The organism is Amycolatopsis sp. SID8362, from assembly GCF_010550475.1.
GTDB lineage: Bacteria > Actinomycetota > Actinomycetes > Mycobacteriales > Pseudonocardiaceae > Amycolatopsis > Amycolatopsis eburnea.
On record NZ_JAAGNB010000641.1, the window covers coordinates 1 to 1,771 of the forward strand.

Annotated in this window: 2 protein-coding genes and 1 pseudogene; all 3 read left to right on the forward strand. The window is 73.5% G+C overall.

The annotated features are described in order from the left end of the window. A partial coding sequence (locus G3I65_RS20005; protein WP_160697461.1) for an ACT domain-containing protein occupies window positions 1-288 on the forward strand: 288 nt, incomplete at its 5' end. Next, entirely contained in the window at window positions 285-1,346 is a 1,062-nt protein-coding gene (thrC, locus tag G3I65_RS20010) for a threonine synthase (protein ID WP_160697462.1), read from the forward strand. The genes G3I65_RS20005 and thrC, both read left to right, overlap by 4 nt. Continuing rightward, window positions 1,343-1,771 (forward strand): annotated as a pseudogene (locus G3I65_RS20015) (homoserine kinase); the annotation flags it as partial. The gene thrC and the pseudogene G3I65_RS20015, both read left to right, overlap by 4 nt.

Consider the following 1,771-nt stretch of genomic DNA (forward strand, 5'->3'; position numbering starts at 1 on the left):
GCGGCGCTGCCGGTGCGGCCGATGGGCCAGACGCCGACCCGGTACCACGTAAGCCTTTCCGTCGCCGACCGCGCCGGCGTGCTCGCCCAGGTGGCGCAGGCGTTCGCCGGGCACGGCGTGAGCATCGCGGCCGTGCGGCAGAGCGACGTCGGCGACCGCGCGAGCCTCGTCGTGGTGACGCACCAGGCGCCCGACGCGGCGCTGCAGTCCACTGTGGACGAGATCGCGAAGCTCGACGTCGTCCACGAAGTTGTCAGCGTCATGCGCGTGGAAGGCGAAGACCAGTGATCAGGCACCCCTGGCCCGGACTCATCGAGGCGTACCGGGACCGCGTCCCGGTGCCGGACGGCGCTCGCGTCGTCACGCTCGGCGAGGGCAACACGCCGCTGCTGCCCGCCCACCACCTGTCCGAGCTGACCGGCTGCGAGGTGTACCTCAAGGTCGAGGGCGCCAACCCGACCGGCTCGTTCAAGGACCGCGGGATGACCGTGGCCATCACGCACGCGCTCGCCAGCGGCCTCAAGGCGGTGATCTGCGCGTCGACCGGCAACACGTCCGCCTCGGCCGCCGCCTACGCCGCCCGCGCCGGCCTCACCTGCGCCGTGCTGGTGCCGCAGGGCAAGATCGCCATGGGCAAGCTCGCCCAGGCCGTGCTGCACGGCGCCCGGATCCTGCAGGTCGACGGCAACTTCGACGACTGCCTCGAGCTGGCCCGCAAGACCGCGGCCGACTACCCGGTCACGCTGGTCAACTCGGTCAACCCGGTGCGCATCGCCGGCCAGAAGACCGCCGCGTTCGAGATCTGCGACGTGCTCGGCACCGCCCCGGACATCCACTGCCTGCCGGTCGGCAACGCGGGGAACATCACCGCCTACTGGGCGGGGTATTCGGAGTACGCGGCCGACGGTGTGGTGAAGAACACCCCGCGGATGTTCGGCTTCCAGGCGGCCGGCGCGGCGCCGCTCGTGCACGGCGAACCGGTGGCGGACCCCGAGACGGTCGCGACCGCGATCCGGATCGGCAGCCCGGCGTCGTGGACCGCCGCGGTGAAGGCGAAGGAAGCGTCCGACGGGCTCTTCGAAGCCGTCACCGACGAGAAGATCCTCGAGGCCTACCGGCTGCTGGCCGGGCGCGAGGGCGTGTTCGTCGAGCCGGCGTCCGCCACCAGCGTGGCCGGCCTGCTGGCCACCGCCGCCGACGGCCGGCTCCCGAAGGGGTCCCGCGTGGTGTGCACCGTCACCGGGCACGGCCTGAAGGACCCGCAGACGGCGCTGGCGGGCAACGTCGAGGTCGAGCCGCTGGCGGTGGACCCCTCGGCCGTCGCGGCGGCGCTGGACCTGCGGTGAGCACCGCTTTCAAGGTCACCGTCCCGGCGTCCACGGCGAACCTCGGGCCGGGTTTCGACGCCTTCGGCATGGCGCTGGGCCTGCACGACGTCGTCGAGGTCCAGGTCGCGGGCAGCGGGCTGAAGGTCGAGGTCGTCGACGCCGGTGCCGGCGGGGTCGCCGACGTGCCCACCGACGAAACCCACCTCGTGTACCGCGCGATCGAGCGGACCTGCGGGCACCTCGGCGTCGAGGTTCCCGGCCTGCACCTGCGCTGCTTCAACGCGATCCCGCACGCGCGCGGCCTCGGCTCGTCCGCGGCCGCGGTGGTGTCCGGCGTGGCCGCCGGGTACGCGCTGGCGGGCCGCGAGCTCGACGCGTTCGAGGCGCTGCAGCTGGCCGCGGGCTTCGAAGGCCACGCCGACAACGCCGCCGCGAGCCTGTTC